This window comes from Streptomyces angustmyceticus, from assembly GCF_040701845.1.
Taxonomy (GTDB): domain Bacteria; phylum Actinomycetota; class Actinomycetes; order Streptomycetales; family Streptomycetaceae; genus Streptomyces; species Streptomyces angustmyceticus_A.
Window position 1 is genome coordinate 140,901 of sequence record NZ_JBFBHQ010000007.1, and the last position, 24,095, is coordinate 164,995.

The 24,095-nt window shown below is 71.0% G+C and carries 23 protein-coding genes; 7 read left to right on the top strand and 16 right to left on the bottom strand.

Annotated features, from left to right (window positions below):
- Window positions 1–262: 262 nt before the first annotated feature.
- A complete protein-coding gene (gene mgt / locus AB0411_RS18485) occupies window positions 263–1,477 on the bottom strand; it encodes a macrolide-inactivating glycosyltransferase (protein ID WP_366418351.1) in 1,215 nt (404 codons plus the stop codon).
- A gap of 194 nt (window positions 1,478–1,671) precedes the next feature.
- Here mgt and AB0411_RS18490 point away from each other — a divergent pair, with 194 nt between their 5' ends.
- Entirely contained in the window at window positions 1,672–1,941 is a 270-nt protein-coding gene (locus tag AB0411_RS18490; protein ID WP_366418352.1) for a hypothetical protein, read from the top strand.
- An 8-nt stretch (window positions 1,942–1,949) separates the two neighbouring features.
- On the opposite strand, the gene AB0411_RS18495 is transcribed toward AB0411_RS18490, so the two are convergent.
- From AB0411_RS18495 to AB0411_RS18510, 4 genes are all read right to left on the bottom strand, one after another.
- Window positions 1,950–2,840, bottom strand: a complete 891-nt coding sequence (locus AB0411_RS18495; protein ID WP_366418353.1) for a hypothetical protein — start codon at window positions 2,838–2,840, stop codon at window positions 1,950–1,952.
- 468 nt (window positions 2,841–3,308) lie between these two features.
- Complete coding sequence (locus tag AB0411_RS18500) at window positions 3,309–3,647, bottom strand: hypothetical protein (protein WP_366418354.1); 339 nt, start codon at window positions 3,645–3,647, stop codon at window positions 3,309–3,311.
- Window positions 3,640–4,308: a peptide-methionine (S)-S-oxide reductase MsrA gene (gene msrA / locus AB0411_RS18505; RefSeq protein ID WP_366418355.1), complete on the bottom strand. Its 669-nt coding sequence runs from the start codon at window positions 4,306–4,308 to the stop codon at window positions 3,640–3,642. The genes AB0411_RS18500 and msrA overlap by 8 nt, the downstream gene beginning before the upstream one ends.
- A 187-nt stretch (window positions 4,309–4,495) precedes the next feature.
- Window positions 4,496–5,656, bottom strand: coding sequence for a hypothetical protein (locus AB0411_RS18510; protein ID WP_366418356.1), 1,161 nt, complete (start codon window positions 5,654–5,656; stop codon window positions 4,496–4,498).
- Between the two features lie 210 nt (window positions 5,657–5,866).
- On the opposite strand from AB0411_RS18510, the gene AB0411_RS18515 reads away from it, so the two are divergent.
- Window positions 5,867–7,027, top strand: a complete 1,161-nt coding sequence (locus AB0411_RS18515; protein WP_366418357.1) for a cystathionine gamma-synthase — start codon at window positions 5,867–5,869, stop codon at window positions 7,025–7,027.
- A 24-nt stretch (window positions 7,028–7,051) separates the two neighbouring features.
- Here the strand turns inward: AB0411_RS18515 and AB0411_RS18520 are convergent, their stop codons facing one another.
- The 3 genes from AB0411_RS18520 to AB0411_RS18530 form a co-directional block, all read right to left on the bottom strand.
- Window positions 7,052–7,303 carry a hypothetical protein gene (locus AB0411_RS18520; RefSeq protein WP_366418358.1) on the bottom strand — a complete coding sequence of 84 codons (252 nt, stop codon included), beginning with the start codon at window positions 7,301–7,303 and terminating at the stop codon, window positions 7,052–7,054.
- Window positions 7,300–7,842, bottom strand: coding sequence for a sigma factor-like helix-turn-helix DNA-binding protein (locus AB0411_RS18525; protein ID WP_366418359.1), 543 nt, complete (start codon window positions 7,840–7,842; stop codon window positions 7,300–7,302). Before AB0411_RS18525 ends, AB0411_RS18520 begins: the two co-directional genes overlap by 4 nt.
- A 219-nt stretch (window positions 7,843–8,061) precedes the next feature.
- On the bottom strand, window positions 8,062–8,562 hold the full coding sequence (locus tag AB0411_RS18530; protein ID WP_086717335.1) for a MarR family winged helix-turn-helix transcriptional regulator: 501 nt from the start codon (window positions 8,560–8,562) through the stop codon (window positions 8,062–8,064).
- 216 nt (window positions 8,563–8,778) lie between these two features.
- Here AB0411_RS18530 and ilvA point away from each other — a divergent pair, with 216 nt between their 5' ends.
- The 3 genes from ilvA (at window position 8,779) to AB0411_RS18545 (ending at window position 12,380) form a co-directional block, all read left to right on the top strand.
- Window positions 8,779–10,050: a threonine ammonia-lyase gene (ilvA, locus tag AB0411_RS18535; RefSeq protein ID WP_437042486.1), complete on the top strand. Its 1,272-nt coding sequence runs from the start codon at window positions 8,779–8,781 to the stop codon at window positions 10,048–10,050.
- Window positions 10,051–10,422: 372 nt separating this feature from the next.
- Window positions 10,423–11,505, top strand: a complete 1,083-nt coding sequence (locus tag AB0411_RS18540) for an ATP-binding cassette domain-containing protein (RefSeq protein ID WP_366418360.1) — start codon at window positions 10,423–10,425, stop codon at window positions 11,503–11,505.
- 59 nt (window positions 11,506–11,564) lie between these two features.
- Window positions 11,565–12,380, top strand: coding sequence for an ABC transporter permease (locus tag AB0411_RS18545; RefSeq protein ID WP_403147229.1), 816 nt, complete (start codon window positions 11,565–11,567; stop codon window positions 12,378–12,380).
- Between the two features lie 155 nt (window positions 12,381–12,535).
- On the opposite strand, the gene greA is transcribed toward AB0411_RS18545, so the two are convergent.
- Both greA and AB0411_RS18555 read right to left on the bottom strand, forming a co-directional pair.
- A complete protein-coding gene (gene greA / locus AB0411_RS18550; RefSeq protein ID WP_086717338.1) occupies window positions 12,536–13,033 on the bottom strand; it encodes a transcription elongation factor GreA in 498 nt (165 codons plus the stop codon).
- A 290-nt stretch (window positions 13,034–13,323) separates the two neighbouring features.
- Complete coding sequence (locus AB0411_RS18555; protein ID WP_366418361.1) at window positions 13,324–13,734, bottom strand: DUF4307 domain-containing protein; 411 nt, start codon at window positions 13,732–13,734, stop codon at window positions 13,324–13,326.
- 131 nt (window positions 13,735–13,865) lie between these two features.
- On the opposite strand from AB0411_RS18555, the gene mca reads away from it, so the two are divergent.
- Together mca and AB0411_RS18565 are read left to right on the top strand one after the other, a co-directional pair.
- Window positions 13,866–14,738 carry a mycothiol conjugate amidase Mca gene (mca, locus tag AB0411_RS18560; protein ID WP_366418362.1) on the top strand — a complete coding sequence of 291 codons (873 nt, stop codon included), beginning with the start codon at window positions 13,866–13,868 and terminating at the stop codon, window positions 14,736–14,738.
- 4 nt (window positions 14,739–14,742) lie between these two features.
- A complete protein-coding gene (locus AB0411_RS18565; protein ID WP_366418363.1) occupies window positions 14,743–14,994 on the top strand; it encodes a hypothetical protein in 252 nt (83 codons plus the stop codon).
- Between the two features lie 141 nt (window positions 14,995–15,135).
- Here AB0411_RS18565 and AB0411_RS18570 read toward each other — a convergent pair whose 3' ends face one another.
- The 6 genes from AB0411_RS18570 to AB0411_RS18595 form a co-directional block, all read right to left on the bottom strand.
- Window positions 15,136–18,417, bottom strand: a complete 3,282-nt coding sequence (locus AB0411_RS18570) for a tetratricopeptide repeat protein (RefSeq protein WP_366418364.1) — start codon at window positions 18,415–18,417, stop codon at window positions 15,136–15,138.
- A 360-nt stretch (window positions 18,418–18,777) separates the two neighbouring features.
- Window positions 18,778–20,286, bottom strand: coding sequence for a hypothetical protein (locus AB0411_RS18575; protein ID WP_366418365.1), 1,509 nt, complete (start codon window positions 20,284–20,286; stop codon window positions 18,778–18,780).
- 19 nt (window positions 20,287–20,305) lie between these two features.
- Window positions 20,306–20,554: an acyl carrier protein gene (locus AB0411_RS18580; protein ID WP_366418366.1), complete on the bottom strand. Its 249-nt coding sequence runs from the start codon at window positions 20,552–20,554 to the stop codon at window positions 20,306–20,308.
- A gap of 49 nt (window positions 20,555–20,603) precedes the next feature.
- Window positions 20,604–21,377 carry an SDR family oxidoreductase gene (locus AB0411_RS18585; RefSeq protein WP_366418367.1) on the bottom strand — a complete coding sequence of 258 codons (774 nt, stop codon included), beginning with the start codon at window positions 21,375–21,377 and terminating at the stop codon, window positions 20,604–20,606.
- Window positions 21,377–22,354: a DMT family transporter gene (locus AB0411_RS18590; RefSeq protein WP_366418368.1), complete on the bottom strand. Its 978-nt coding sequence runs from the start codon at window positions 22,352–22,354 to the stop codon at window positions 21,377–21,379. Before AB0411_RS18590 ends, AB0411_RS18585 begins: the two co-directional genes overlap by 1 nt.
- A gap of 16 nt (window positions 22,355–22,370) precedes the next feature.
- The gene (locus AB0411_RS18595) at window positions 22,371–23,846 is read right to left on the bottom strand and encodes a PqqD family protein (protein WP_366418369.1); all 1,476 of its coding nucleotides are present in this window, start codon (window positions 23,844–23,846) and stop codon (window positions 22,371–22,373) included.
- Between the last annotated feature and the right edge of the window lie 249 nt (window positions 23,847–24,095).

The following is a 24,095-nucleotide window of genomic DNA, read 5'->3' on the forward strand; positions in this document are numbered from 1 at the left end:
CCGTCGTCATGCCGCGCCGGCCCCTCAGAGGAATTGCGTGCAGGGAATCCGGCGGTACCCACGTAGCGCCCCGGGCGGCCAACGCGCCCCGGGGAGGAAACCGAAAGCGGCGTCGACCGAGAAAGAGCACCATTGACCGAGGAACAGCACCACGGGAAAACGTATGCGATATACCGGACGGGACACCGACAACGGCACATTCCTCGGCGAGTCTTTCCGGACGAGGGCCCGGGGCGGCGGCACCCGGCGCCCTGCCCGTCGCCTACGCCCCGCCGGGCAGCTCCGCCTCGACCAGATCGGCCGCGCGCCGGGTGCCGCCCTCCATGGCCATCTCCCGCTGGATGGCCGCGAGACGGCGCCGCACCTCCGGGTCGTCGACGAGCGCGAGCACCGCCGCGCGGAGGGTGGCGGCGTCCGCCTCCGCCATCGGAACGTGCCGGGCGACACCGAGCCCCTGGAGCACGTCCGCGTTGCCGAACTGGTCGACGGCCTGCGGGACGGCCACCATGGGCGTGGCCGTGGCCAGCCCCTCCTGGCTGCCACCCGCACCGGCGTGCGTGATGAAGGCGTCCGCCTTCTTCAGAACCGCCAACTGCGGTACCCAGTCCCGCACTTCCACATTCGCCGGGGTCTCCCCGAGCTCGTCGGCGGTGACGTGCTTGCCCACCTGGAGCACCACATGCCAGCCCGGCAGGTCACCGAACGCCTTGATGCACTCGCCGTAGAACCCGGGCTGCTTGGTGAACGACGAGCCGAGCGAGACCAGCAGCACCCGCTCGGCGCCCGCGGGCCGCTCCCAGTCGCCCTGCGCGGCCCGGTCGCCCTGGCAGGCGCCGACGAAGGAGTGCACCGTCTCGTCGACCCGGTCGGCGTTGGGCTGTAGTGCCTTCGGAATGAGCACGATCGAGCGGGCGGGACGCCCGACGAACGGGTCGGGATGCCGAGTGATGCCGTTCCCGGCAAGCCAGTCGATGAACTTCTCGTAGTACGCCCTGCCGCGCTCGGTCGCCTTGGCCTGTGCCCACATCGGCTCGGCGACCTCCTCCTCGTACCCCTCCCACGCGACGAGGTTCGGCGAGAGGGAGATCGCGGGCACGCCCCAACGGTGAGCGAGCACGCGCGCCGGGTACGCGGTGATGTCGTGCAGCACCAGATCCGGCTCATCCCCTTCATAGGCCTCGATGAGCTGCGGCAACACCTGGATCGCGTCGTCCAAAAAGGACTCGACGTGGTCGAGGAGCGTGGTCCCCCACGCCGATGGGTCGTCATCGGGCGACGGCAACGTCGTGCGGTACAGCACCGGCTCCGCACCGGTCTCGGCAACCTTCTCCTCGAAAAGATGTGGGATCGCATACGTGACGCGATGCCCACGCGCAACAAGCTCCCGCATCACTTCAAGACTCGGATTCACATGCCCATGCGCAGCGATGGAGAACATGGCGATATGCGCCCGCCCCCGGCAGTCCGGTTTCGTCATGCCCACAAGCTAGACGAGACGTGCCGTATCGTTCAACGGGTTATCCGGGTGATGGGTCCAGCAGGCCTCAGGTGGCGTGGAGGCATGACGGGCGCTGCAGTCGCGGCAGTACTCCACCGGCCCCTCGCCCAAGTGCCGCCGACGACCGCGGCCGCTCGCAACGTCGCACCAAGCCGACGAGCACCATCGAGGGCGTGCCTCGCTTGAATCACGGAGAGCGAGGCCTCAAGCGCCGTCTCGCCGCAAGGGCGGAACAGGAGATCATCACCGCGGGCCCGCCTGTCATGCTCTCGGCCCTGGTGAACTATTTGAGCGCCAACGATGCCGGCCCGGGCTTCTATCAGCTCGCCAAGGAACTCCAGCTGCTACCCCTGAGCGCGTCAGCAGACGAGAAATTTGGCTTCTGGGTCGAGCAGGTGAAGCGGCTCTACGAGCGGCATGGAGCTCGTCCGGCGACGGCCTGACAGGCTGACTAGCGGGGTGCGCTTTCAGTCCTGCTTTGCCGCGCTTCCGGATTCCAGGTGACTCCACCATTGAAGGTGCTGTCATTGAAGATGTAGGCATCCCCTTCGATCTCGTGACCGCGTCCGGCCTTGTCGCCCGAAAAGAAGGTCTCGCGTACGAGGCGAAGCGTGGGCAGCAAGTGAATGATGCAGAATATGAGAAAAGCGACCCTGATCAAACTGGTGAGTGCATCACTTAGGGTCTCATCGAGTACGAACCCGCTGATCGCCGGAGGTACAAAGAGGAAGAGGAAGACGGAAGTCAAGAAAGGGACCACATGGGCTCGATCTTCGATATTTCGTTGAGCCCCTCGCTTCTCTACGTCGACGCCACCTTCCTCGTTCGACGTTTTCACCTTCCATTGGGTTGCGTTCTTCCCATCCAGGACGAGGCCAAAGCTGACCTCCTCGCCTCGCTCCAGTTGGCCAATGGTGTAAATGATCTGCGAAGGAGAAGACTCCGGGCTCTTCCGGACTTTCAGTTCTGGTTCCGGTTCCGGCGCGAGGATGAGCTCAAGAAGTTTCACGTCGTCTGGGATGGAGAAGCGAACCCGTTGATTCTTGATGACGGAGTTCCCGCTGTTCACGATTCTGTAGTGGGCAGAATGCAGGTCCTCGACATGGGTTCCAGCGTATGAGATCTGCAGCTTATCCCTCAGTTTGGGGTCGATGCCGCCAAGGCCGGGCTCTGTAGCAGAATCGTAGGAAACCTTCCGCCGCGGCTCCCGCCGAGATTTCAGGAAGTGCGCTAGTAGCGTTCCCAAGACGCCGACAAATGCGCTGGCAAGCCCGACTATCAACTTCTGCTGCATATCCGTCAATCCGGATGCGCCGGCAGCAAGGGTGATGATCATCGACACATGCCCTCCAGAAGGGTGACTGTGGCTTGATCATAGGGATAGCGCGACAGTCGGTGGGCTGATTCCGGAGAATTGTCAGCACCGACGCGGGGGTGGGGCCGACCAGCTCACGGACCAGCTTCATGGCGGGCTTGGATGAAGCGATGTACTCGATCCGACCTCGCTACCCACAGAGCGTCAGCAATACAGCGGCTGTGGGCCGTTGAGGGGTAATCGCGATGCGGGCAACCACAGGGGACCCACGGGGTCGCGCCGTACAACTCCCTTCACCGGCCGGGCGATCAGCCACTGGCCAATGCCCATGTCTGAGGCTTGAACGCGTACGCAGCGCCCGCGTGGCACTTTCGCGTAACGGGAACGGCGGAATCTTCGACACGTACGGCCAGAGCTTCGACGCGGTTTGGGTGACGCCAAGGCCTAACCCGCCCGGTTCTTGTCCAGGTACTGCTGGTGCGTGCGCTCAGTTGCTCATTGTTCGATGAAGCGGGGGTCCGGCCATGCGGTGATCGGTTCGTCGGAGACTGAGTAGATCTCCAGGGCGGAGAGGTAGCCGCCTTTGGTGCAGACGAGGACGCCAGCCGAGTACGGGGCGTCGTACCCGCCATCCACGGCCGGATTGTCGTGCGACGGCGCAGGAGCCGCTGCCGTACGGTCCACTTCCAGATCGACCGTCACGCAACCGCACCCACACCTGCCCACCACGCGCGTGTGGGGAATCTGGGCCAGCAGGGCGCTGCTCACCGGATCCGAGCCGGCCAGCAGCGCCCGCAGCGTCGCCGTGGCTTCCGGCGACAGTTGCTCAGCCATCAGCCCTGGCCACGCCGATCGGGCAAGAGACGCCCGTCCCCCCGATCCCGCAGTACCCCGTCGGGTTCTTGTCCAGGTACTGCTGGTGGTAGCCCTCCGCCGGGTAGAAGGGGCGGGTGGTGTCGGCGGGGAGGATTTCGGTGGTGATGTCGGTGTAGCCGGAGTTGCGGAGGACGGTGCGGTAGGCGTCGCGGGAGGCTTCGGCGGTCTGTTGTTGGGCGGGGGAGTGGGTGTAGATCGCGGAGCGGTACTGGGTGCCGACGTCGTTGCCCTGGCGGAAGCCCTGGGTGGGGTCGTGGGACTCCCAGAAGAGCTTCAGCAGCTGGTCGTAGGAGACGACCTTGGGGTCGTAGACGACGCGGACGGCCTCGGTGTGGCCGGTGTGGCCGCTGCAGACCTCTTCGTACGTGGGGTTCGGGGTGTGGCCGCCCTGATAGCCGACGAGGGTGGTCCAGACGCCCTTGGTCTGCCAGAACTTCCGCTCGGCGCCCCAGAAGCAGCCCAGGCCGAAGTCGGCGATCTCCAGGCCGTCGGGGTACGGGCCGAGCAGGGGGTTGCCGAGGACGGTGTGCCGGCCGGGGACGGTGAAGGCCCGCTCGGGGCGCCCTTCGAGCGCTTCGTCCGGCGTGGGGAGGTGGGTCTTGAAGCGGGAGAAGAGCATGGGATCAGGCTCCTGGGCTGGGGCTGACGCTCGGGCTGGGCTCAGTGTCCGGGCTGTGGGGCTGCTGGTCGTGGGCTGCTCGTCGTGCGCGGCAGGGCGCGGGTGGCGGGGTGACGCTCGGCGTTGTACTGGCGGGAACGCTGTGGGGGTGGGGGGTATTCCGGTGTCGCCGCCCGGCCCCGCCCTTCTACGCCCCCGCCGGCGGGAACCCCGCCCCGTTGCCGCCCAGCTGTTCCCAGCCGGCGATGGCCAGGGCGCGGTAGGCGGCGTACTCGGCGGCGGGGCTGTGGCCGTAGGACCAGGGGACGGCGCCGACGTGGCCGTCGACGAGGCGGAGCTGTTCCATGGCCTCGGGCCAGCGCTCGGCGCGGACCAGGAACCAGACCAGGAGGTGGCGGACGTGCGGGGCCATGGGGTGGTCGGCGGGGGCCTCGCGGAGGGCGAAGTGGGCGCCCTCGACGGCGCGCTCGACGACCGCGCTCTGGAAGAGGCTGCGGACCATGTTGGCCTCGGGGAGGTGCTCGTACACCGCGAAGAGGGGGAGGGCCGGGAGGAGGGTGCCCGCGGGGGCGGCGGCCGCGGTGCGCTCGGCGAAGGCCTCGGCCTCCTTGCGTGAGCCGTGCCACTTCTGCGACCAGTAGGGGAGGGCGGCGAGGTGGGCGCCCATGTGCTGCGGGGCGCGCTGGGCGACCTTGGACCAGAGCTCTTCGTAGTCGGCGGGGCGGTCGTGCAGGCCGCGGGCGACCGCCAGCTCGGTGATGTACGGGATCGGGCTGCCCGGGGCCAGCAGCGCCGCCTCCCGGCAGACCGTACGGGCCTCCTCGAGGATCATGCGGAAGTCCGGCGAGCCCGGGTCGCGCAGCGCCTGGACCACCAGGAACTGGGCGTGCGTCTGGGCGCCGCCGGGGTCCTTGGGGGCCTCCGCGCGCCAGGTGCGCAGCCAGATGCCGCCGGTGCGCCCGCCGTCGCCGTACCCCGGTGCGGCACCGCGCCGCTGCTGCTCCGTCGCCTCCTCCGCGGCCAGCTCGAACGCGGCGGCGCCGGCCAGCGTCTGCACCCGCTGCCAGCGGCGCTCCCAGTCGTCGCCGGTGGCCTTCAATAGCGCGGCGGCCGGGCGCCAGTCGTGCGTGCGGCGCATCTCGGCCAGCGCGTCCGCCAGTTCCCGGTCAGGGCCCGGCAGCCGTACGTCGAGCTCCTCCAGCGGGACGAAGCCGTAGCCGGCCATCGGGTCGGAGGCCACCACCAGGCCCTGCCGGGTGTACTGCACGGCCCGCCGGCGCCGCATCCAGGGCAGGAAGACGAAGCCGCCGAGCGCGAGCGCGGCGAGGAGAACCAGCAGAGCATCCATGGGGGGTGTGTCCTGTACCTGTCTCGGCGGGCGGAGGCGGCGGCCACCGGCGGGGCGGTGCGGCTCGGGGGTGCGGCGGGAGCGGTGGGGCGACGGCGGGCGGGCGGGGTGCACTGGGGAACCGGTGTGCGGTCCCCCACATGTATCCACTATCCAGCCAACCAGAAAGTTCCGAAAAGTTCGGTCGCGGGGCCGACTACCCTCGGCGACATGAGCGATCAGCGCGAACCACGCCACCAGCATTTTGAAACCGTTGCCATCCACGCAGGTCAGGAGCCCGACGAGGCGACCGGCGCGGTGGTACCGCCCATCTACCAGGTATCCACGTACAAGCAGGACGGGGTCGGCGGGCTCCGCGGCGGCTACGAGTACAGCCGCAGCGCCAACCCGACCCGTACCGCCCTGGAGGAGAACCTCGCGGCCCTCGACGGCGGCCGCCGCGGCCTCGCCTTCGCCTCCGGCCTCGCCGCCGAGGACTGCCTGCTGCGCACCCTCCTGGTGCCCGGCGACCACGTCGTCATCCCCAACGACGCCTACGGCGGGACCTTCCGTCTCATCTCGAAGGTCGTCGAGCGCTGGGGCGTCGAGTGGTCGGTGGCCGACACCTCCGACCCGAAGGCCGTGCGCGACGCGCTGCGGCCCCGTACGAAGGCGATCTGGGTGGAGACGCCCAGCAACCCGCTGCTCGGCATCAGCGACATCGCGGCGCTGGCCGGGGTCGCCCATGACGCCGGGATCAAGCTCGTCGTCGACAACACCTTCGCCAGCCCCTACCTCCAGCAGCCGCTCGCCCTGGGCGCGGACGTGGTGGTCTACTCCACGACCAAGTACATGGGCGGCCACTCGGACGTGGTCGGCGGCGCCCTCGTCGTCAACGACGACGCCCTCGGCGAGGAGCTCGCCTACCACCAGAACGCGATGGGCGCGGTCGCCGGACCGTTCGACGCCTGGCTCGTGATGCGCGGCATCAAGACGCTGGCCGTCCGCATGGACCGGCACAGCGCCAACGCGGCACGCATCGCGGACCTGCTCGCCTCCCACAAGAAGGTGACCCGCGTCTACTACCCGGGTCTGACCGAGCACCAGGGCCACGAGATCGCCGCCAAGCAGATGCGGTCCTTCGGCGGCATGGTGTCGTTCCAGGTCGCGGGCGGCGAGCAGGCGGCGGTGGAGGTCTGCAACCGGGCCAAGCTGTTCACCCTCGGCGAGTCGCTGGGCGGCGTCGAGTCGCTGATCGAGCACCCGGGGCTGATGACGCACGCCTCGACGGCCGGTTCGCTGCTGGAGGTCCCCAACGACCTCGTGCGCCTCTCGGTCGGTATCGAGTCGGTCGACGACCTGCTGGCCGACCTCACCCAGGCGTTGGGCTGACGCACCGCTCTCGGGCCCGGCCCTTCACCACCCCTCCGCGGGAGGGGTGGTGCGGGCCGGCGGGGTCGGTAGGCCATGCGCCAGGACCGCCCAGGCCAGCGCCGCCAGCGCGAGCAGCGCACAGAGCCGGCCGAGGCGGCGCAGCAGCCTGCGGTGTGCCAGGAGGCGGCGGCCGCGGGTGAGGGCCCGGTCGGCGAGATCGGGCGGAACGAGCGGATGCGGCCCGGCCAGCATCCGCCGCACCTCGGCCTCCTTGCGGTCGGGGAGGCCGCTCATGGGGCCGGGGACTTCGGGGCGGAGTGAGGGGGCGGGCCGGGTTCCGGTGCCGCCGAGGGGGGCTGTGTCCCGCCCGGGTTCCGCGACGGCGCCGGCCGGGGGCGGTGACTGCGCATCTCCGCGATCGCGTGCAGACACAGGGCGTGCACCCGCTCGGCGGGGAGCCCGAGTTGGGCCGCGGTCTGTTCCTCGGGCACGCCCTCGTACAGCCGCAGGACGAGGACCAGACGCTCGCGGGGCGACAGCCGGTCCAGGAGGCCACCGCGCGGCCGGCGGTGGCGCCGGGCGGTGCGCGCGAAGCGGAGGGTCATCTCCCGGCGGGCGCGCTCGTACGGATCGTCGCCGCGCAGCCGGTCCCAGACGGCGTACGTACGCGAGAGCGCGCAGGTCAGCAACTCCTCGGCGGCCGGCGCGGGTCGGGAGACGGGCTCGCCGGTCAGCAGCGCGGCGGTGTGCAGCAGCCGGCCCGAGGCGCCCGCCACGAACAGCGTGAACTCCCGGGCACGGCGGCGCTCCTGCGCCGGTCGCCGCTCTCGCACCGCGCCTCCCGGATGACGTACACCCGACCCTGGGCTCCTATAGCACGGCAGCGCGGCCATGCGGTCAAGAGGCGTGACGGGGGAGGCAGTCCGCGGGCCGGCGGGCGGTCACGGTGCGGCGGGTGCGGCAGGCCGCGGACGGGCGGGCGCTCAGGGCCCGGCGGTCGTGGACGCGGCGGTCACCGCCCGGTGGTCACGGCCCGGCGGGGTGCGCGGTCGTCAGGACGTCGGGCCCATCGGCGTCAAGGACGCGGTGATGTCGGAGAGGGAGGCGTTGAAGCGCGTCAGGAGCGTGGTGAAGGCCGTACGCTCCTCCTCGCTCCACTGCTCCGTCACCAGGGCCATCAGCGCACGGCGGGACGTGCGCACCTCCTCCAGGCGGGTGCGGCCGCGCTCGGACAGCTGGAGCACCACGGCCCGGCCGTCCTCCGGATGGGTGGCGCGGCTGACCAGTCCGGAGTCGACCAGCGGGGCGACCTGCCGGGTGACCGTCGAGGAGTCGATGCCCATACCGGCGGCCAGGGCCTTGACGCCCATCGGGCCCTCCTGGTCCAGGCGGTTGAGCAGCAGGTAGGCGGCGCGGTCCATGGAGTTGCGCGCCTGCCCGACGCCGCCGAGCCGGCTCTGTTCTGCGCGGCGGGCGAAGACGGCCACTTGGTGCTGCAGCGCGTCGAGGAGAGCGGAGTCGGTGTGGGTCGTCATGTCCGAAGAGGTGGGCATGGCCGGGAGCTCGCTTCGATGGAAGTGCGTATGGATGGGAGGACAGCGTACGCGGACCGGGCGCGGGGCGTACCTGGGCTGTCCATTCCGATAACGCCCCGTAACCCCCCGGCGGACGCGCGGCGCGCCGGGGCGGGGACGCCCCGCGCCGCGGCGCGCCTGATCACCATTTGGGCAGAAAAGGCTCCACGGTGGGTGAACTGCAAGACTGGCGATATGGCCGACCACACGCCGCGTACGACGCCCGGGTCCTCCGCATCCGTGCACCCCGCCGAGGGCCCGATGACGGCGATTACGGTCGATGACGTACGCGCGGCGGACAAGATGCTCTCCGGCGTCTCCCGGGCCACCACCATGGAGGGCAGCCGCTACCTGTCCGGGCTCGTCGGCTCGCCCGTCCACCTCAAGTGCGAGAACCTCCAGCGCACCGGCTCCTTCAAGATCCGTGGCGCCTACGTACGGATCGCCGGGCTCTCGGCGCAGGAGCGGGCGGCCGGTGTGGTGGCCGCCAGTGCCGGCAACCACGCGCAGGGCGTGGCGCTCGCGGCGTCCCTGCTGGGGGTGCGGTCGACGGTGTTCATGCCGGTCGGCGCCCCGTTGCCGAAGGTCGCCGCCACCCGCGAATACGGCGCCGAGGTACGGCTGCACGGCCAGGTCGTGGACGAGACGCTGGCCGCCGCCCAGGAGTATGCGCGCGAGACCGGCGCGGTCTTCATCCACCCCTTCGACCACCCCGACATCATCGCCGGTCAGGGCACCGTCGGCCTGGAGATCCTCGAACAGTGCCCCGAGGTGCGGACCATCGTCGTCGGGATCGGCGGCGGCGGGCTCGCCGCGGGGGTCGCGCTCGCGGTCAAAGCGCTGCGGCCGGATGTGAAGGTCGTCGGGGTGCAGGCGGCGGGGGCGGCCTGCTATCCGCCGTCGCTGGCGGCCGGGCGCCCGGTGGCGATCGAGGGGCTGTCGACGATGGCGGACGGCATCAAGGTGGGGCGCCCCGGCGAGGTGACGTTCGCGATGGTCGAGCGGCTGGTGGACGAGGTCCGCACGGTCACCGAGGGCCAGCTCTCCAGCGCGTTGCTGCTGTGCCTGGAGCGGGCGAAGCAGGTGGTGGAGCCGGCCGGGGCGAGCCCGGTGGCGGCGCTGCTCGCCGATCCGGAGTCCTTCGAGGGGCCGGTGGTGGCGGTGCTGTCCGGCGGCAATGTCGACCCGCTGCTGCTCCAGCGCATCCTGCGGCACGGCATGGCCGCCGGCGGGCGCTACCTCTCGCTGCGGCTCCGGTTGACGGACCGGCCGGGGGCGCTGGCGACGCTGCTCGGGGTGCTGTCGGAGGCCGACGCGAACGTGCTCGACGTCGGCCATGTGCGCACCGATCCCCGGCTCGGGCTGACCGAGGTCGAGGTGGAGCTGCATCTGGAGACGCAGGGTCCGGCGCACTGCGACGAGGTGCGTGCGGCGCTGCACGGGGCGGGGTACGTCGTCGCGGAGTGAGCGCGCCGGGTGCGGCAAAGGGGGACGCACGGGGCGGCGTACGGGGGCGGTCCGGGATCATCGCTGCTCGGCCGAGGGGGCGGCTGCCGTACCGGATCCCGTATGAGGGACTGCCATAAAAGGGATGGGTCGCAGGGGCGTCGCGGGTATAACGTGGCGCCCCCACACGCGTCGACGAACGGTCGTTCCCCTGTCGTGCGTGCGCGGAAAATCGAAATTTGTATCGCGATGTATCGCGTTTGGACATAGCATCGTGGTTACGGGGTGCCGGGGAGTCGTGGCGTTCCGTTGCGGACATATGCCGCAGAGCAGGCATAGGCCGCCAATCGTAATATTCGACTGGAACTTCACCCAAGCCATGGGAGTACCCACATGCCAGGCGCCATTTACGCCGAAGGTCTGGTGAAGACGTTCGGCGACGTGCGGGCACTGGACGGCGTCGACCTCGACGTTCCCGAAGGAACCGTCCTCGGAATGCTCGGCCCCAACGGTGCCGGCAAGACCACCGCGGTACGTGTCCTCACGACCCTGCTCCAGCCCGACCGGGGGAAGGTGCAGGTCGCCGGGATCGACGTCCTCGCGCAACCCGACAAGGTGCGGCGCTCCATAGGTCTGTCCGGTCAATTCGCCGCCGTGGACGAGTACTTGACCGGCCGCGAGAACCTGACGATGGTCGGCCAGCTCTACCAGATGAGCGGCCGCGACGCGAAGCGGCGGGCCGCCGAGCTGCTGGAACGCTTCCATCTCGGCGATGCGGCCGACCGCCCCGCCAAGACCTACTCCGGCGGTATGCGCCGCCGTCTCGACCTGGCGGCCGCGCTGGTCGTCAGCCCGCCCGTGATGTTCATGGACGAGCCGACCACCGGCCTGGACCCCCGTAACCGCCAAGCCCTCTGGGACGTCATCCAGGAACTGGTCGCGGGCGGCACGACCCTGCTGCTCACCACGCAGTACCTGGAGGAGGCCGACCGCCTGGCGCACGACATCTGCGTCGTCGACCACGGCAAGGTCATCGCCCGCGGCACCTCCGACCAGCTCAAGGCCCGCACCGGCGGGGAGCGCGTCGAGGTCGTGGTGCACGCCGCCGAGCACCTCACCGTCGCCGACGAGGTCCTGCGCGGCTTCGGCAAGGGCGAGGGCACGGTCGAACCGCACACCCGCAAGCTCACCGTCCCCGTGTCGGGCGGCGCCAAGCTGCTCGCCGAGGTCATCCGTGAACTGGACGCGCGCGGGGTGGAGATCGACGACATCGGGCTGCGCCGCCCGACCCTCGACGATGTGTTCATCTCGCTGACCGGGCACGCCGCGGAGGCGGAGGAGAACGGCGCGGGCGGCAAGGGCGCCGGCGGGCGGCAGAAGAAGGGCGGCAGGGCCGCCGGGACCAAGGGCCCGAGCGAGCCGGGGGCGGTGGCCGACGCGGATGCCGCGACGACCGACAAGGAGGGCGTGAAGTGACCACGGTGACCGAAACGGCCGGCAACGCCCCGCTCCGTACGCCGCAGTCCCGCGGCGCTCTGAGCAGATCCGTACGCGACTCCCTGGTCGTGGCGAAACGCAATCTGATCCGGATGCTCCGGATCCCCGAAGTGGTGATCTTCGGGCTCATCCAGCCGATCATGTTCGTGGTGCTGTTCACCTACGTCTTCGGCGGCTCCATCAACGTCCCCGGCGCCCCGGTGGGCGATGCCCAGGCCTACCGCGAGTTCCTGATGGCCGGGATCTTCGCGCAGACCGTCACCTTCGCCACGGCGGGCGCCGGCGCGGGGATCGCCGACGACATGCACAAGGGCCTCATCGACCGGTTCCGGTCGCTGCCGATGTCCCGCGGGGCGGTGCTCACCGGCCGCACTCTCGCCGACCTCGTGCAGACGGCGCTGACGCTGGTGGTGCTGGCGGTCGTCGCGCTGCTGATCGGCTGGCGTGCGCACGAGAACCTCGTCGAGGTGCTGGCGGGGTTCGCGCTGCTGCTCCTGCTGGGCTACGCCTTCTCCTGGATCGGCGCGCTCATCGGGCTGACGGTGCGGACGCCCGAGGCGGCCACCTCGGGCGGGCTGATCTGGCTCTTCCCGCTGACCTTCATCTCGAACGCGTTCGTCCCGGTCAACGGCATGCCGGCGTTCCTGCAGCATGTCGCGGAGTGGAACCCGTTCAGCGCGACGGTGGCCGCGGCCCGGCAGCTGTTCGGCAACACCATCGACAAGATGCCCCAGTCGGTGACCGGGGCCTGGCCGATGGAGCATCCGGTGCTGGCCTCGGTGATCTGGTCCGTTCTGATCATCGCGGTCTTCCGGACGCTGGCGGTCCGCAAATACCGGTCGGCCACGGCCTGAGGGGCGCGGCCCGGGGCGGCGCCGGGCGGGCCCGAGGGGTCGGGGCCCGCCAGGGAAGCCCCCCCCGGGCGCCCGCCTGCATGACGTCGCGGACAGGGGAAGCGGCCCGGAGCATCGTGCTCCGGGCCGCTTCGCCGTGCCGGGGTGCCTCGGAGTCAGCCGGTGTACGGCTTCGCGTCGAGGATCTTCACGGCCGCCTTCTTGCCGTTGGGGAGCTCGTACTCCGCCTCGGCGCCGACCTTCTTGCCGTTCACGCCGGTGCCCAGCGGCGACTGGGGGGAGTAGGTCTCGATGTCCGAGCTCGCGTACTCCCGGGACGCCAGAAGGAACGTCAGCGTGTCGTCCGGGTCCCCGTCGAACGCGATGGTGACGACCATGCCGGGAGCGACGACGCCGGTGGCGGCAGGCGCTTCGCCGACCTTGGCGGTCTGCAGCAGCTGGGTGAGCTGGCGGACACGCAGTTCCTGCTTGCCCTGCTCTTCCTTGGCCGCGTGGTACCCGGCGTTCTCCTTCAGGTCACCTTCCTCGCGGGCCGCCGCGATCTTCTCGGTGATCTCGGCGCGTGCGGGACCAGACAGGTGCTCCAGCTCGGCCTTGAGCTGGTCATACGCCTCCTGGGTAAGCCAGGTGACGTTTTCGCTGGTCTGGGTCACAGGTGCTCCTCGTCGGTACTGGGGATAAATCAAACGCCCTACCAGGAAGGTTTGCGCCTTCACAGGTGGGCGAAACCACGAGCCTAACAATTCCGGCACAAAACGGGGAAGAGGAAATTCACAGCGGCCGCACAGCAACGCATCATCGCTGATCAGAGGCGGTCACGACACGCCCCGCCGGTGAGCGGCGCGGTGGCGCGCGGCGGTGCGGACGTGAGCCGGGCGCGGTGCGGGCCGTACGGGGTGGTCCAGGGGGGTGCGCCGGCGCGGACGCCGTTCAACCGTGCAGGTCAGCCGTTGCCCGAGGCCCTGCAGCCGACGAGGACGGCATTGGTGGCCCGCTTCGTCGTCCGCAGCGTGACCTCGGTGTCCACCTGGCCCGAGCGCTGGTCGACGGCGACGTCCTTGCGGCCGACCTCGGAACCGTCCTCGGCCTGTGAGCGGAGCGTGCACACACCCTTGTCGTCCGTGTCCTTGACGACCTCGAGGTGGACCTTGACCGCGTGATCGGAGACCGCGTCCCAGGCGATCACCCGGGCGCTGAGCTCCTGCCCCGAGATGTAGGAGATCCCGGACCAGCCGATGACACCCAGCAGGGCGGCGCCGAGCACCGCACCGATGATCTTGAGCTTGCGGTCCGCACGCTGGTCCGCGGAGCGGCCGTAGCGTCCGTCGGGGAGCCCTTCGCGCACCGCGGTCATGATCCATCCTCCTGGGTACGGGGACCTGAGCCACGAACCCCCGGGGGGTCCCCGCCCCAGGGAATACAGCGCCCCCTCGCTTCGGTCACTATAGGAGGCACCTTCTCCGGCCCTTCACTGAGGATCGAGTCTTGACTGAGCAGCTGCGATTGATGGCGGTCCACGCCCACCCCGACGACGAGTCGAGCAAGGGTGCGGCCACCATGGCCAAGTACGTGTCCGAGGGGGTGGACGTGCTGGTCGCCACCTGCACAGGCGGTGAGCGAGGTTCCATCCTCAACCCCAAACTCCAGGGCGACCCGTACATCGAGGAGCACATCCACGAGGTACGGAAGAAGGAGATGGACGAGGCCCGGGAGATCCTGGGCGTCAAGCAGGAGTGGCTCGGCTTCGTGGACTCCGGGCTGCCCGAGGGCGACCCGCTGCCGCCGCTGCCCGACGGCTGCTTCGCGCTGCAGGACGTCGACGAGGCGGCCGGACGGCTGGTCAAGCTGATCCGGGAGTTCAAGCCGCAGGTCATCACGACCTACGACGAGAACGGCGGCTATCCGCACCCGGACCACATCATGACCCACAAGATCACGATGGTGGCCTTCGAAGCGGCCGGCGACCCGGAGAAGTACCCGGAGGCCGGCGAGCCCTGGCAGCCCCAGAAGCTCTACTACAACCAGGGCTTCAACAGGCCGCGCACCATCGCGCTGCACGAGGCGCTGCTGGAGCGCGGCATGGATTCGCCCTACGGCGAGTGGCTGGAGCGCTGGAAGCAGTTCGAGCGGCGGGAGCGCACGCTGACCACGTACGTGCCGTGCGCCGACTTCTTCGAGATCCGCGACAAGGCGCTGATCGCCCACGCCACCCAGATCGACCCCGACGGCGGGTGGTTCCGGGTGCCGATGGACATCCAGCGCGAGGTCTGGCCGACGGAGGAGTACGAGCTCGCGAAGTCGCGCGTGGACACTTCCCTCCCCGAGGACGACCTCTTCGCGGGCATCCGCAACAATTGAGCCCATGATGAGCGCGACCAGCACCCTCGCCCTGACGCACTTCGTCACCCTTGCCGACAGCTTCGACAAGGACAAAGTGACCCCCGGCGTCCTCGGCTTCATCGTCTTCGCGGTCATCGGCGGCGCCGTGTGGCTGCTGATGAAGTCCATGAACAAGCAGATGAAGAAGGTGGACTTCGAGGAGCAGCCGGAGGACGGCGACGCGGGCACCACCGCCGCCGCCTCCGCGAAGGCGCCCGAGCCGAAGACCAGCTGACCAACGGCTGAGGGCCGGCCGTGGGCACGGTCGGCCGGCCCCCGAGGACCGGGTGGCGGTCGACGGCCGGCCGATGGACACGGCCGGCCGACCGGCCCGGCGGCTCGTCGGCCCGAGCGGCCGGCGAGCCGGGCCCGATCGTCACTCCGTGCCGGTCGGGGCGATCTGCACGCCCATGACCTCGCGTGCATGGCGGTTGGGCACCATGCCGAGCCGCCATGCCTGCCAGCCCGTCTCCGGTTCCACCCCTCGGTCCAGCAGCAGGGCGAACGCCTCCGCGCAGTCCTCCAGCTTGGAATCGCGGGCCGGATGCCTCTCGCGGACCAGTTGCGCCAGCTCCTCCTGGGCGACCGCCGCGCCCACCACGCTGCCGCCCGGCGAGGCGAGCGGCAGCAGCGTGCAGCGCAGGAACCGCGCCCAGTCCTCGCCGCGCCGGTCGCCGTAGCCGGCGAAGAGGCGCGCCGCCTCGTCGGCGAACTCCAGCGCCTGCGCCGCCCTGCCGTTGCCGGCGTCGATGATCAGCAGCTCCAGGCAGGACCACGCCTCACCGTGCGGCACCCCTATCCGCTGGAAGTCCTTACGGGCGTCCTGCAGCAGCTGCCGGGCGAAGCCGCTGTTGCGCAGCGAACCGGTCTGCTCCGCCCGCAGATCGCGGGTGACCCGCCCCGAGTGGTGCCGGGCGCAGGCCAGGCCGTAGCCGTCCTGCATCCGGCTGAACATCGTCCGCGACCGCTCCAGCTGCCGCAGCGCCGCGTCGTGCTCGCCGCGCTCCTCCAGCGCCTGGCCCAGGTAGTACATCGTCCAGGCCTCGCCGCGCGCGTCCTCGTGCTGGTGGTGCAGCGGCAGGGCCTGGCGGAGCTGGTCCACCGCGGGACCCGGGTCGCCGTCCACCAGCCGGGCGCGCGCCAGCTGCGTCATCGCCCACGCCTCGCCGCGCTCGTCGTGCGTACGGCCGTAGAGCCCCATCGCCGCATGCAGCGCGCTCTCCGCGGCCGGCACATCGCCCCGGCGCAGATGCAGCTGGCCGAGCTGGAAGTGCGCCCATGCCTGGCCGTGGATGCTCTCGCTCTCCTCGTGCAGCTCCAGCGCCTCCCGCAGCATGGCGAGGGCGTCGGCGAGCTGCGCGCGGTCCCGCTCCACCGCCGCCAGGGCGTGCAGTGTCCAGGCCCGGTCGCCGTGCATGTCGGCGCCGGACTGCAGCTCCAGCGCCTCCCGCAGCTTGGCCGCGGCCTCCGTGAGATTGCCCTGCTGCTGGAGCGTGATGCCCAGGTCGCGCAGCGCACGGGCGGCGCCCGCCGGATGCTGCGCCTCGAAGTACAGGTCGACCACCGACGACAGGGTGGTCCGCGCCTTGTCCAGCTCGCCGAGCTGCCGGGCCGCCACGCCCGTACGCCACTGCACCGAGCGGACCAGCAGCCCCTGTCCCACGGCCCGGGTCAGCTCGCTCAGCTCGCCGAGGCGGTAGAGATCGCCGCGCAGCAGGCAGTAGTCGGCCAGCGCGCCCAGCAGATGGGAGACCGCCGCCTGGTCCACGCCCTGGTCGGCGTGGCGCAGTGCGGCGGTGATGAAGCTGGTCTCGTCGTCCAGCCACTGCAGGGCCGCGTCCAGGGAGGTGAAGCCGTGCGATCCGAAGCGGTCGGCGCGGGTGGACGTACGGCCGTCGACCAGCCGGATGACCGAGTCGGCCAGCTCCGCATAGCCGCGGATCAGGCGTTCCTGGGCCGCGCCGCGCTCCTCCGGCTCCTCCTCGTCCATCAGCCGGTCGTGCGCGAAGCGGTGCACCAGGGCGTGCAGACGGTAGCGCCGGCCGCGTACGTGCTCGATCAGCCCCGCCCGGGTCAGCGTCGTCAGCTCCCGCTCCGCCTCCGCCTGCTCGACGCCCAGGAGCGCCGCCGAGGCAGCCGCCCCCAGGCTGGCCCGGCCCACCAGCGCCAGCCGGCGCAGCAGCCGCCGGGCGGTCTCCGACTGGTCGGCGTAGCGCAGCCGCAGGGCCCGCTCGACCGGTGGCACCGCGCCGTGCGCCGCCAGGTCCGTGGCCAGTGCGGTGGCGGTGCGCGAGCCGAGCGCGGAGCCCGCCACCCGCAGCGCCAGGGGCAGGCCGGCGCACAGCTCGGAGATCTCGTCGAGGGCCCCTGCGTCGTACGGGTCCGTCCCGCCCGGGGCCTCGCTGCCGGCCGCGGCGGAGGCGCGCAGCAGCTCTTCGGTGCCCGTGACGTCCAGCGGGCCCACCGGCAGCTGGTGCACCCAGGCGTCGATGTCGTCGGGCAGCTCCAGCGGCGTACGGGAGGTGACCAGCACCAGGCTGTCGGACCGCTCCGGCACCAGGGTGCGCACCTGCTCGGGATCCGCGGCGTCGTCCAGCAGCACCGTCACCGGAAGGCCGGCCAGATGCTGGTGGTAGAGGTCGGTGAGCCGCTTGACGTGCTGGTCCTGGGAGGGCCGTTCGCGGAACAGCAGCTGCTCGCGCGGCGCGCCCAGCCGGTTGAGCAGATGCAGCAGCGCATCCCGGGTCGGCAACGGCACCTCGCCGGGGGTGTCACTGCGCAGATCCACCACACACGCACCGCGGAACTGGTCGCGCAGCTGATGGGTGGCCCGCACCGCCAGCGCCGTACGCCCCGAGCCCGGCTCGCCGTGGAGTATCACCACCGTCGGCTTGGTCTCCGTGCTCGCGCGGGCCGCGTGCACCCACTGCGCGATCTGTGCCAGCTCGGTCCGGCGCCCGGCGAACGTGCCTTCGGGGTCGGGAAGTTGGGAGAAGGAGTGCTCCAGCAGGGACCGCTGCCGGGCCGCCGCGCTGCGGTCCGCGCCGCGCAGCTGCGGTCCGCGGCCGCTCTTGGCGGCGGCGGGCTTGGATGCCGTGCCGCCCCCGCGGGCCGCCGCGGTCAGCATCCGCTGCTGGTCCAGGAACGGGCGGACGCCGCGCACCTCCAGCGCCGTCAGCCACTGCAGCCGCAGCTGATGCGCGCCGCCGGGCCGGCCGCGCCTGCCCGCCTCCCGGTGCGCCGCCGGCCAGTGCCCCGCGGTCAGCTTCAGGACCGTGGCCGCCGCGCCCGCCACCACCACGGCGGCTCCCACGCCCAGTGCCGGGCCCGCGCCCGTGCCGTACGCGAGGTCCGTACCGAACGCCGCCACCGCCGCCACGGCCGTCGCCACCGCGGGGGTCCCCAGCTCCTTGCGCGACAGCCGCCGGGACAACGACGGCTGACCGGCGGCCGCCTCGTCCAGCGCATGGACGTACGCGGTGTACTCCTCGGCGGCGCTGCCCGCCAGCTCCTCCAGCGCCGCCCGCGCGCGGCCGAGCAGCGCCTCCCCGTCGAGCCGGCCGCCCGAGCGCCGCACCTCCTCCTCGACGGCTCTGGTCAACAGCGCTTCCGCTTCCGCCCGGTGGCCGTCGCGCAGCACAGCCAGTGAGCCCGGCATGCCATCCCCCTCCAGCAGTTCCAGCAGCGTCCAGCGGTGATCGTCGCCGCACGCACAGTGTTCCGCGTCCGTGTGAATTCCGGCAGGCCTGTGGACAACTCCCTCCGCTCCCGGCTCCCCGCGCCTCCGTGGGAGAGGACGGCCCGATGCCGAAGCGCCTGGCCCATGAGACTTCCCCCTATCTGCTCCGGCACGCCGGCAAGCCGGTCGACTGGCGTCAGTGCGGTCGGCCCAGCCGATGGCGGGTGAGTGAGATCCGCTCCCAACTACCCCATTGCGGGCCGCGGTTGACCGGTCTGGCGGCCGAGGGCGCCGCGTCGCTCATGCCCGCCGTGCCCGTCCGGGACCGCGGGGCGGTCGTCAGGCAAGCTGCCAGGCTCCGGTGAGCCGGCCTTCGGGGCGGCGGCCCGGCAGTCCTGTGAGGACGTGGGCGAGTGCCTCGTAGACGGTGAGGGAACCGCTGAGCGGCGACTGGGATTTCGCCAGGGATTTCTGCAGGCGGTACAGCTGTGTGAACGCGTGCTTGATGTTCCGTTGCCGGAGCGCCGTCTTGATGTGGGCGGCGGCCTTGAGTGTCGCCTCGTCGGCCTCACCCGCGGTCTCCCTTGCGGACTCGACGATTTCGGCGTGGGTGCGCAGGAAGCGCTGCGCGGTCTCGGCCTGCTGGGCCTTGAGGGAGAGGGTCTCCCCGGGGTCGGCGCCGGTGAGCACGGCCAGCTCGAGGACGTCCGGCGCGAGGTTGTCGGCCTGACCCGCGACCGGGCCCACCAGTAGGACGTCGGGGGCCTGTTGCGGCGAGGGGCCCAGGTGCGGTTCGGCGAGGAGCAGGCGCAGGGCCAGCAGGTGTGACTCGGCGGCGGCGGACGGTGCGACGACGCACAGGTCCGCCTGTCGTACTGCCGGCTCGGCGGCGGCGAGGATCGGGAGGGAGCTGATCCGGACGGGGGCAGCTGGGCCGGTGTCCGAGACGGTGCGCCGTGCCCCGTCCCAGTGGACCGTGTGAGGGCCGTCGGAGGCGAAGGCGGCCACGGCGAACGCGCCCGTGCCGATGTCCGTGTGCTTGTCGGCGAGTCCGTGGGCCGCGGCCAGCCGCAGGTATTCCGCCTGGGCCGCGGTCGCGTCGAGGCCGTCGGTGGCCCCGGTCCGCACGGCGCGCCCGCCTCCGGCCACGGGCGGCAGGGGCCAGTGCTCAGGGCCCTCCTCCCGGTCGGGCGGGGTCAGGGCGAAGCGTACGGGCAGGCCGACCTCGCGGGCGAAGGCCAGGTCGGTCGCGTCATGACCGGGGTTGACCAGGACGGCCCCGGTTCCGAACTCCGGTGCGACCCAGCTCGCGGTCCATACCGGCAGCAGGTCCCCGGTGAGCGGATGACGGCAGTAGCGGCCCGTGAAGGAGGACGTGTGCCCGGCCGGCAGGCCGTGGCTCAGAGGATGTCCGGGATGCACGGCCACGGCACAGCCTGCCGGCGTCGGCGACCAGTCCGTGGTGAAGACGGTCAGGGCGGCCCCGGCCGCATCCGGGTCCTCCACGGGAAAGGTGAACACCGCTCCGGGAGTTCGGCGCAGGGCCTTGCGATGGCGGGAGGCCGTCGACTGAGGCCACGTGCCGTCCTGCTCGGCGCCGACCCGCTCGCGCGCCGCTGAAGTGGGCACGTAGCGAACCGCTTCGTCCTCCGACGGTTCGGCGGGGCCCGTCAGGCCCGCTGCGGCGGCGGTACGGGCAAGGGCGGCCGCCGGGTCGACCGGAGCCGGGGAGCCGAGCGTGCGTCCGTCCTGGACCGCCATCCGGTCGAGGAGCGCGGCCAGGGCCTGGCAGCGCAATGTCGTCAAGGGCGCCTGTGGGGCGGGCAGGGGCAGTGCGAGGTGGTTCACGAGGATCTCCAGAGGGCGATCAGGACTGGTGCACGGCGATGTGGTCGACCACATCGCGGACCGTGGTGAAGTGCTTCACCTCTTCGTCCGGAATCGTGACGGCGAAGCGCTCCTCGGCGGCGACGGAGATCTCGACCATCGACAGGGAGTCGACGGCCAAGTCGTCGGTGAAGGAGCTGTCCTCGCGGACCGTGTCGACGGAGACGCTCGCGATCTCGCTGATGATCTCGGCGAGAGCCTTCGTGATCTCGGCTCGGGTGGTCTGCATGGTGAATCGTCCTTAGAAGGCGGGGGAGGGCTGGGGGAAGGGGCGGGCGTCACAGGCCGCGCACGAGGCCGCCGTCGCACCGCAGGGCGACCCCGGTCACATAGGACGCGGGTGCGCTGCACAGGAAGGCGGCGGCAGCGGCGAACTCGGAGGGATGGCCGTAGCGGCCGGCGGGGATCGCGGCGACCGACTCCCGTTCCACGTCCGCCACCGAGCGGTGCGTGCGTGCGGCGTTCGCGGTGTCGACCGTCCTGGTGCGCTCGGTTCTGATCCGTCCCGGCAGCAGGAGGTTGACCGTCACGCCGTCCGCGGCGACCTCGGCGGCCAGCGTCTTGAGGTACCCGGCCAGCCCGGCCCTGCCCAGGTTGGACAGGGCGAGGTTGGCGAGGGGAGCGGCGATTCCACTGGAGCCCACCGCGAGGATGCGGCCCCAGCCGCGTGCCCGCATGGCGGGCAGGGCCAGTGAGATCAGGCGGATGTGGGGCCGCACGCTCGTCTCGAAGGCGCTGTCGACGTCCGCGGCGGTGATGTCGGTGGCCTGCGCCGGTCGCGGCCCCGGACCGTTCAGTACGAGGACGTCGGGGGGCCCGAAGGCCTCCACGGTGGCCTGGAAGAGTTCCTCCGGGCCGTTCGGGGACAACAGGTCGGCCCCGGCACCGACGGCGTGGGGCAGGCGCGCGGCGGCCTCTTTCGCCTGTGCGTCGTGCCGTCCGTTGACGACGGTGTTGGCGCCCTCCGCGGCCAGGGCCGAGGCGATGGCCGCACCGAGGCCTTGCGTGGACGAACAGACGAGAGCCGTACGGCCGGAGAGGGCGAGATCCATCAGGAGACCCCCTCGACCTGCTTGTCGACCGGGACCCGTAGCCGGGCCGACCGCTCGACCAGCGTGTTCCCCAGGACGGCCAGCAGGGCTCCGGCGAGCATGACCACGGTGCCGGCCAGCTGCACGCCGGTGAACGACTCGCCCAAGAAGACCGTCGAGAAGAACGTGCCGAACACCGGCACCGTGAACATCATGACCGTGGCCATGGAGGGGCTGACCTCGCGCAGCCCCCGGTAGTAGAACAGGTAGGCGACAGCGGTCGGTCCGATCGCGAGGAAGGCGATGTTCGCCCAGGCCAGGCCCGAGACCTCGGACCATGCGACGCCGCCGGCGGTCGGCGCCGCGAGGATCACAAGCCCCAGTCCGCCGACGGCGGTCCCCCAAGCCGTCGCCCGCAGTGGGGCGATGCCGACGAGGAGTGACTTCGACAGGATGCTGTACGCCGCCCAGCAGGCTGCGCCCGCGACGAAGACGAGGTCGCCGAGGAGCCGCTGGTTGTCGGCGCCGCCGCCCACTCCGAGCAGGAAGACGGCAGCGCCGGCCAGGCCGACGAGCAGGCCCGTGACGCGCGCCCATGAGGCCTTCTCGCGGCGGAGGAGCAGCAGTGTCGCGGTGGTCAGGATGGGGCTCAGGACGGGGACGATCACGCTGCCGTCGAGAGCGGGTGCCAGCGACAGTCCCCAGAAGAAGAAGTAGTTGTAGGCCAGCACGCCGAGCAGGCCGATCAGACCCGCGCGGAGGGCGGCGGCGCGTCCGATGGGCGCGGACCTACGGCGCAGCGCGACGGCCAGGACGATCAGCAGTACGGCTCCTGAGCCGAACCGCAGCGCCGCGGCCATCTGGTGCGGCATCGCGCCGACGACCACCTTGGAGCCGGCGAACGCGCTGCCGAACATCACCATGGTGACGAGCAGGTTGAGGTAGGGAGCGGCGGGCGGGCCCGCCGGCGAAGTGGAACGGCTGGCGTCGGATGTCATCGATGTCCCCCAGCTCCTAGCGGCCGGCGACCCGGTCCAGGACCTCGTCGCCCGTGGAGCCGCGCCGCACGCTGATGATCTTCTTGTGCGGGTCGCTGTCCATGACCAGGGGGAGCACTCCCGACTGCGTGCCCTTGGCGTGGAACGGTGACCACAGCGGACCGTCGTGGAGCGCCCGAAGGTCGGTCAGGCTCAGGCCGCTGAGGCGTTCGAGGCGCGCGGCCAGCCAGTCGCTGGTGTCCGTGCCCGCCAGGAGCCCGCGGATGCGGTCCTCCTCGGCGAGCAGATCGGGGCACTCCCCGGCCAGGTAGTCGTGGAGGTTCGCCGCGCCGCCGGCGAAGGGCGAATAGACCATGCAGACCAACTGCTCGGTGTCCAGGCCGAAGGCGTCCTCCGCGTAGCGGGTGGCCGCCTCGCGCATCCGCTCGACGCCCTCGTCGGTGCGGTATCGCTCCGCGATCTCCTCGACCAGGTGCTCGGGAAAGTGCTTCTTGCGCATCAGTTCCAGGGCGAAGTCCACGTACTGGGCGATGCCTTCACCGTAGCTGCGTCCGTAGGCGTGCTCGGTCCGCAGCCCGCGCAGGTGGGCCATGAGCGCGGGGTTGGCGCAGTCGGACTCGGTGAAGTTGAACGCGATCTCGTCGAAGACGAAGCCGAGGAAGTCCGTGAGGAGCCGCCAGTGCGCGCCCGAGGCGTAGCTGGTGTAATCGTAGATGGAGAAGAACTCCAGCGCCGAGGGGACGTCGGAGGCGACTCCCCGCTCCTTGACGCGGTCGGTGTTCTCCCGGCCGTGGATCTCCTGGAAGTAGGCCTGTGCCAGGCCGTCGAGGGTCTCCAGCGTCCCCCGGAAGCGCTTCTTGCTGTCGGCGGGCTTCTGCCCGGCTCCGCGGGCCAGCTGCCGGATCCACACCGCGTAGTCCCGCTGCTCCTGCGGCGAGTCACCCGTGATGATCAGGTCCACGCCCGCTCCGTGGCGCGCAGCGACGCCGAAGGAGCTGGCCACGTTCAGGTTGCAGGCGTTGCAGAAGGTGGCCCTGCCGTCGCCGTAGGTGCGGTGACCGGACATCAGCATGTCGGTCCGGTTGAAGGCGATCAGGCGGTGCGGCATGCTGCGGTCCCGGTCGAAGGGGACCACGCGGTCGCGCTCGATCAGCAGCAGTTCCACATCGCGATCCTCGTACAGACCGAGGGCCTGGTACGTGGCGTCGATGTTGAGCATCACCTGGTAGGGCATGCCACCGTGCCGCATGGTGACCACCCTCAGGTTGAAGGTGGCTCCGTGGCGCTCGGCGAGAGCCAGGTGGACCGCTCGTACGAACGCCACCGCGTACGCGCTGTCCTTGCCGCCGCCGTACGCGACCATGACCGTGTTCCGGCTGAGGTCGTCGTGGTGCGGCAGGGCTTCATACAGTTCGGTGACGCACTCCTCGACGGCCGGAACATCTCGCTCCGGCAGTGCGCCCCTGAGGTTCTCCAGCACGGTCGCGCGCATCTGTCCTCCTGAGGTCCAACGTGAACGGGTGAGGGCCAAAGGGCCCGTGTGACAGGGCGCCGGCGGTGCGCACCCGAAGAGGCGCGTCGGCGAAATGCCGCCCGACCCGGCGCCACTGGAAAGCCCGCCGCCCCCTGCGAAATCCCTCGCGAGGCGGCGAACTCGACACCCAGACCGTAAAGGCCGAAGAAGGCAGTTGAGTGGGTCTCGACCCTGCATTGCAACGAAGGTTGTACGTCTCCCGGTGCT